Source organism: Vulcaniibacterium thermophilum, assembly GCF_007923255.1.
Taxonomy (GTDB): Bacteria; Pseudomonadota; Gammaproteobacteria; order Xanthomonadales; family Xanthomonadaceae; genus Lysobacter_F; species Lysobacter_F thermophilum.
This window is the reverse complement of the sequence record NZ_VOHJ01000035.1, coordinates 22,594-28,642: the sequence shown is the minus strand read 5'-3', so window position 1 is coordinate 28,642 and position 6,049 is coordinate 22,594. Positions and strand designations below refer to the sequence as shown.

The 6,049-nt window shown below is 72.7% G+C and carries 5 protein-coding genes; all 5 read left to right on the top strand.

Annotation, left to right across the window (positions count from 1 at the left end):
* The first annotated feature begins 21 nt into the window (after window positions 1–21).
* The gene (gene mreD / locus FQY64_RS12350) at window positions 22–507 is read left to right on the top strand and encodes a rod shape-determining protein MreD (RefSeq protein ID WP_146474672.1); all 486 of its coding nucleotides are present in this window, start codon (window positions 22–24) and stop codon (window positions 505–507) included.
* Between the two features lies 1 nt (window position 508).
* Window positions 509–2,503, top strand: coding sequence for a penicillin-binding protein 2 (gene mrdA, locus FQY64_RS12345; protein WP_146474670.1), 1,995 nt, complete (start codon window positions 509–511; stop codon window positions 2,501–2,503).
* Window positions 2,500–3,612 (top strand): rod shape-determining protein RodA, encoded by a 1,113-nt coding sequence (gene rodA / locus FQY64_RS12340; protein ID WP_146474668.1) that lies wholly within the window; start codon window positions 2,500–2,502, stop codon window positions 3,610–3,612. The genes mrdA and rodA overlap by 4 nt, the downstream gene beginning before the upstream one ends.
* A gap of 101 nt (window positions 3,613–3,713) precedes the next feature.
* Window positions 3,714–4,853: a lytic murein transglycosylase B gene (gene mltB / locus FQY64_RS12335; RefSeq protein WP_146474666.1), complete on the top strand. Its 1,140-nt coding sequence runs from the start codon at window positions 3,714–3,716 to the stop codon at window positions 4,851–4,853.
* Window positions 4,850–6,022: a septal ring lytic transglycosylase RlpA family protein gene (locus FQY64_RS12330; protein ID WP_146474663.1), complete on the top strand. Its 1,173-nt coding sequence runs from the start codon at window positions 4,850–4,852 to the stop codon at window positions 6,020–6,022. The genes mltB and FQY64_RS12330 overlap by 4 nt, the downstream gene beginning before the upstream one ends.
* Window positions 6,023–6,049: the final 27 nt, after the last annotated feature.

Sequence of the window (6,049 nt, the reverse complement as noted above, 5' to 3'; positions counted from 1 at the left end):
CTCCGCCCCCCCGCCCGCCCCGTGACCCGCGCCCGTTCGCACTGGATCCTGCCGCTGAGCCTGCTGGCCGCGCTGCTGCTCGGCCTGCTGCCGCTGCCGGAGGCCCTGCAGCCGCTGCGGCCGTACTGGCTGGCGCTGGTGCTGGGCTACTGGGTGATCGAGGACCCCGAGCGGGTCGGGCTCGGCGCGGCGTTCGCGGTCGGCCTGATCGGCGATCTGGCGTTCGGCACGCTGCTGGGCGAGCAGGCGCTGCGGCTGGTGGTGCTCGCCTTCATCCTGCAGCGCTTCCGCGCGCGGCTGCGGTTCTTCCCGCTGTGGCAGCAGGCGCTGGCGATCGGCGCGCTGCTGCTGAACGACCGCATCGTCGGCGCCGCCGTGCATCTGGCGGTGGGCGAGCCGCGGCTGCCGTGGAGCCACTGGGTCTCGCCGCTGGTGGGCATGCTGCTGTGGCCGCTGGTGTACCTGGCGCTGGACGCGTTGCGTCTGGGGCATTGGCGGAGGCGTTGAGATGAGGCGCCCGCGCCGGGTGCTGAAGAACGCGCTGGCGGAGGCGGAGCAGTTCCGCCGCCGTGCCGCGCTGGCGTTCGCCGGCGTGGTGCTGGCGCTGGTGGGCCTGGCGTTCTGGTACTTCCGCCTGCAGGTGCTGCAGCACGCCGACTACGCCACCCGCTCCGAGGCCAACCGCGTCAAGCTGGTGCCGGTGGTGCCCGGACGCGGGCTGATCTTCGACCGCAAGGGCCGCGTGCTGGCCGACAACGTGCCGGCGTTCCGGCTCGACGTGGTGATGGACGAGGCCGGCGATCCGGCGCGCTGGCTGCCGCAACTGCAACGGGTGATCGCGCTCACGCCCGAGGAGCTGGAACGCTTCCACCAGGCGCGCCGCGCCACGCCGGGCTTCCGGCCGGTGACGCTCAAGCTGCGCCTGAGCGAGGACGAGGCCGCGCGCTTCGCGGTCGACCGCTGGCGCTTTCCGGGCGTGGAGCTGGTCTCGTACCTGACGCGGCGCTATCCGCACGGCGAACTGTTCGCGCACGTGATCGGCTATGTCGGCCGGGTCGACGAGAAGGATCTGAAGACGCTCGGCGAAGGCAACAGCGCCTTCACCCACATCGGCAAGACCGGACTGGAGCGGCACTACGAGGACGCGCTGCGCGGCAGGCTCGGCTACGTCAAGGTCGAGACCAACGTGCAGGGCCGCGCGATGGGCGAGGTCGGACGCGTGCCGGCCGTGCCGGGCACCGATCTGCGCCTGAGCATCGACCTGGACCTGCAACGCGCGATGGTGCTCGCGTTCGGCGAGCTGCAGGGCTCGGCGGTGGCGGTCGATCCGCGCACCGGCGAGGTGCTCGGCATGGTCAGCCTGCCGGCCTACGACCCCAACCTGTTCGTCAACGGCATCGCCAGCAAGGACTACCGGCCGCTGATCACCGACCCGGCGCGGCCGCTGTTCAACCGCAACGTGCTCGGCGGCGTGGCGCCGGGCTCCACGCTGAAGCCGCTGATCGCGCTCGCCGGGCTCGACAGCGGGCTGCGCACGCCGGACGACAAGGTGCTGTCGACCGGCGAGTTCCGCATTCCCGGCCAGCGCCGCGGCTACCGTGACTCGCACGTCCACGGCCACGGCTGGACCGACCTGCGCAAGTCGATCTACCAGTCGGTCAACACCTACTACTACAAGCTCGCGCTCGACATGGGCATCGAGCGGTTCGACGACTACCTGCGCCGTTACGGTTTCGGCGCGCCGACCGGGATCGATCTCACCGGCGAGATCGGCGGCATCCTGCCCTCGCCCGAGTGGAAGCAGGCCAACCGCAAGGAGCGCTGGTATCCGGGCGACACCGTGATCAGTTCGATCGGGCAGGGCTTCTGGAAGGTCACGCCGTTGCAGCTCGTGCAGGCCACTGCCGCGCTCGCCAACGGCGGCGAGCTGAAACGGCCGCACCTGGTGCGCGAGGTGCGCCGCGGCTTCGCCGCGCCGTGGACGCCGATGCCGCAGCCGCCGGGCCGGCGCATCAGCGACCGCGCCGACCACATCGGCGTGGTGCGCGAAGGCATGATGATGACGATGCAGCCCGGCGGCACCGCGTGGTCGGCGGCGATCGGCGCGCCGTACACGATGGCCGGCAAGACCGGCACCGCGCAGGTCATCAGCCGCCGCGGCAGCGCCAGCCTGGACCCGCGCAGCCTGCCGATGCACCTGCGCCACCGCGCACTGTTCGTCGGCTTCGCGCCGGCCGACCAGCCGACCATCGCGGTGGCGGTGGTGGTCGAAGGCGGCGGCTACGGCGCCAGTACCGCGGCGCCGATCGCGCGCAAGATCTTCGACGCGTGGTTGCTGGGGAAGATGCCGGAGCAAGCGCCGGGAACCGGGAATGGGGAACCGGCAGTGGTCGCCGGCGGCGGATCCGCCCCGGCCGGCCAGCCGCCATCCCGACCGGCCAGGCCTGACGGCACCGGCACCCGCGCCAACGATTCCCGAGTCCCGATCCCCGATTCCCGATGAACGTCATCGTCTACTGGCTCGGCGACCGCATCGCCCGCTTCGCGCGGACGCTGGATCTGCCGTTGCTCGGCGCGCTGCTGGCGCTGATGGCGATCGGGCTGGCGGTGCTGTACAGCGCCGGCGACAGGTCGACGCATCTGGTGATCGCGCAGGGCGCGCGCTTCGGCGTCGGGCTGGGCGCGATGTGGCTGCTCTCGCGCCTGCCGCCGGCGCAGTTGCGCTACTGGACGCCGTGGGCGTTCGGGCTGTCGCTGATTCCGCTGCTGCTGGTGCTGGCGATCGGGCAGGGCAAGCACGGCGCGCACTGGATCAACCTCGGCGTGTTCTATTTCCAGCCGTCGGAACTGCTGAAGCTGACGCTGCCGATGATGGTGGCCTGGTACCTCAACCGCGAATGGCTGCCGCCGCGATGGCCGACCGTGCTCACCGCGGCGGCGATCATCGGCGTGCCGACCGTGCTGATCCTGCTGCAGCCGGATTTCGGCACCGCGATGCTGGTCGCGTCCAGCGGCGCGTTCGCGCTGTATCTGGCCGGGCTGTCGTGGTGGTGGTTCGCGGCGGCGTTCGCGGGCGTGGTGGCGGCGGCGCCGGTGGCGTGGTTCTGGCTGCTGCGGCCGTACCAGAAGGACCGCATCCGCACGTTCCTCGATCCGGAATCCGACCCGCTCGGCACCGGCTGGAACATCATCCAGTCGAAGATCGCGATCGGCGGCGGCGGCCTGACCGGCAAGGGGTATCTGCAGGGCACGCAGTCGCACCTGAACTACATCCCCGAGCACACCACCGACTTCATCTTCGCCGTGCTCGCCGAGGAGTTCGGCTGGGTCGGCGTGGTGACGGTGCTGGCGCTGTACCTGTTCGTGATCGGTCGCTGCCTGTGGATCGCGGCCGACGCCCGCGACGGCTACTCGCGCCTGCTGGCGGGCGCGCTGGGACTCGCGTTCTGCGTGTACGTGATCGTCAACGGCGGCATGATCTCCGGCCTGCTGCCGGTGGTGGGCGTGCCGATGCCGCTGCTGAGTTACGGCGGCACCTCCGCGGTGTCGCTGCTGGCGGGCCTGGGCGTGGTGATGGCGGTGCGCGCGCACCGGCCGATGCACGGGCGCTGAGCGTCGCGTTCTCACGAAGCTGACTCGCGCGCGGCGCACGCCCGCGAGGCGTGCCGCGCGGCGGTTTTGACGCGCGAAGGTGCGTGCTACCCTCGCGCCCGATGATTCGACGCACCGCACGCCGCGCCTGCATCGGCGCACTCGCCCTCGCGCTGGCCGCCTGCGCCACTCCGGTCCCCGACGCCCCGCCGCAGGCGATGACGCCGCCGGCGCCGGCGCGTGCGCCGAGCGCGCGCGACGCGCACCTTCCACCGCCGGTCGAACCCAAGCCGCTGCACGTGGCGCGCGCCGAGTTCGTGCAGGAGACGGCCGCGACGTACGGGCTCGATCCGGCGTGGGTGCAGTCGGCGCTCGACGGTGCGCAGATGCGCGAGGGCATCATCGCGGCGATGTCGCGTCCGGCCGAGGCCAAACCGTGGCGCGAGTACCATCCGCTGCTGGTCACGCCCGCGCGCATCGACGCCGGACGCGCCTTCCTCGCCCAGCATCGCGAGGCGCTCGCGCGCGTGGAAGCGCGCACCGGGGTGCCGCCGGAGATCATCGTCGCCATCCTCGGCATCGAGACCAGCTACGGCGCCAACACCGGCAAGTACCGCGTGCTGGATGCGCTGTACACGCTCGGCTTCGCCTATCCGCGCAGCGGCGATCCGGCCAGGGCCGAACGCGAGGCGCGCCGCGAGGCGTTCTTCCGCAAGGAACTCGGCGAGCTGTTCGCGCTGGCGAAGGAAACCGGCTTCGACATCGCCACGCTGACCGGCTCCTACGCCGGCGCGATGGGCTGGGGCCAGTTCATGCCCTCCAGCTACCGCCAGTTCGCCGTCGATGGCGACGGCGACGGCCGGCGCGATCTGTTCAACAGCCTCGACGACGTGTTCGCCTCGGTCGCCAACTATTTCGTGCAGAAGGGCGGCTGGGTGCGCGGCGGGCCGGTGGCGATGCCGGCGGTCGTCGATGCCCGCGCGGTCGAACTCCCCGAACCGGGCCTGGAGCCGGTCTATCCGCTGTCCGAGCTGGCGCTGCGCGGCTACCGCCCGCTGCGCGAGCTGCCTGCCGACACGCTGGCCACGCTGATCCGGCTGGAGGGCGATGCCGGTCCCGAGTACTGGATCGGTTTCCAGAACTTCTACGCGATCACCCGCTACAACATCTCCGCCCACTACGCGATGGCGGTGTACCAGCTCTCGCAGGCGATCGCCGCGCCGGCGCTGCCGGTGGCCGCCCAGGACGCCGACGCCGCATGAGGGCGATGGGCGCCGCGCTGTGCACGTTGCTGCTGGCGGCCTGCGCCGGCGCGCCGAAGAAGGCCGCGCCGCCGCCGGCGGAGCCGCCCGCCCCCGCACCCGCGCGCAAGGCCTCGCCGTACGCGCCCGCGCAGGAGGATCCGGCCAAGCGCGGCGACTACACCGCCGGCGGCCTGTACGCCCCGCACATCAAGGACACGGTGCCGGACGCGATTCCCGACGTCGATGCGATTCCCGAGCCGGACGTGGTCGACGAGCCGCGCTCGCGCTACGGCAACCGCTCGCCGTATCAGGTGCTCGGCAAGCGGTACGTGGTGCTCGACGACCCCAGCGGCTACGTCGAAACCGGCGTGGCGTCCTACTACGGCGCGAAGTTCCACGGCCGCCGCACCTCGAATCTGGAGGTGTACGACATGTACGCCTTCACCGCCGCGCACCGCACCCTGCCGCTGCCGAGCTACGCGCGCGTCACCAATCTCGACAACGGCCGGTCGGTCGTGGTGCGCATCAACGATCGCGGCCCGTTCCACGACGGCCGCCTGATCGACCTGAGCTTCGCCGCCGCGGTGAAGCTGGGCATCCACCCCGCGGGCACCGGCCGGGTCGAGGTGCGCGCGCTGACGCCGCGCGAGGCCGGCAACGTCGCCGCGAAGGCGCCCGCCGCCGCCCCGGCGCCGGCCGCCAGCCCGCTCGACCGGCTGGTCGGGGCGATGCCGATCGCCAGCGCGCAGGCGGCCGAGCGGCCGCCCGCGCCGCGCTCGCCGTCCGCCGGCGGCGACTACCGCTTCGACATGCGCCAGGACGGACGACCGATGAGCGCCGACGAGTTCGACGCCTGGCTCAAGGCGCGGCAGGTCCGGGTGGCGACCGGCCGTCCGGCCCGGCCGACGGCGCCGGCCGCTGGCACGGCGCGCACCGAGGATGCGGAACCAGCCGCCGATTCCGCGGTCACCCTGCAGGTGGCCAGCTTCGCCGCCCGCGCCAACGCCGACCGTGCGCTCGCCGTGCTGCGGGGCGCCGGGATCGAGGGGCGCGTGCTCGACGGCCATGTCAACGGGCAGAAGGTCTGGCGGTTGCGCGTCGGGCCCCTGGCCGCCGACGCCGCCCCGCACTTCGTCCAGCGCATCGCCGGGCTGGGCTTCGGCCCGCCCCAGCGCGTGCGCGAATGAACCCTCGCCGGGCGGCGGCGCCTCCCC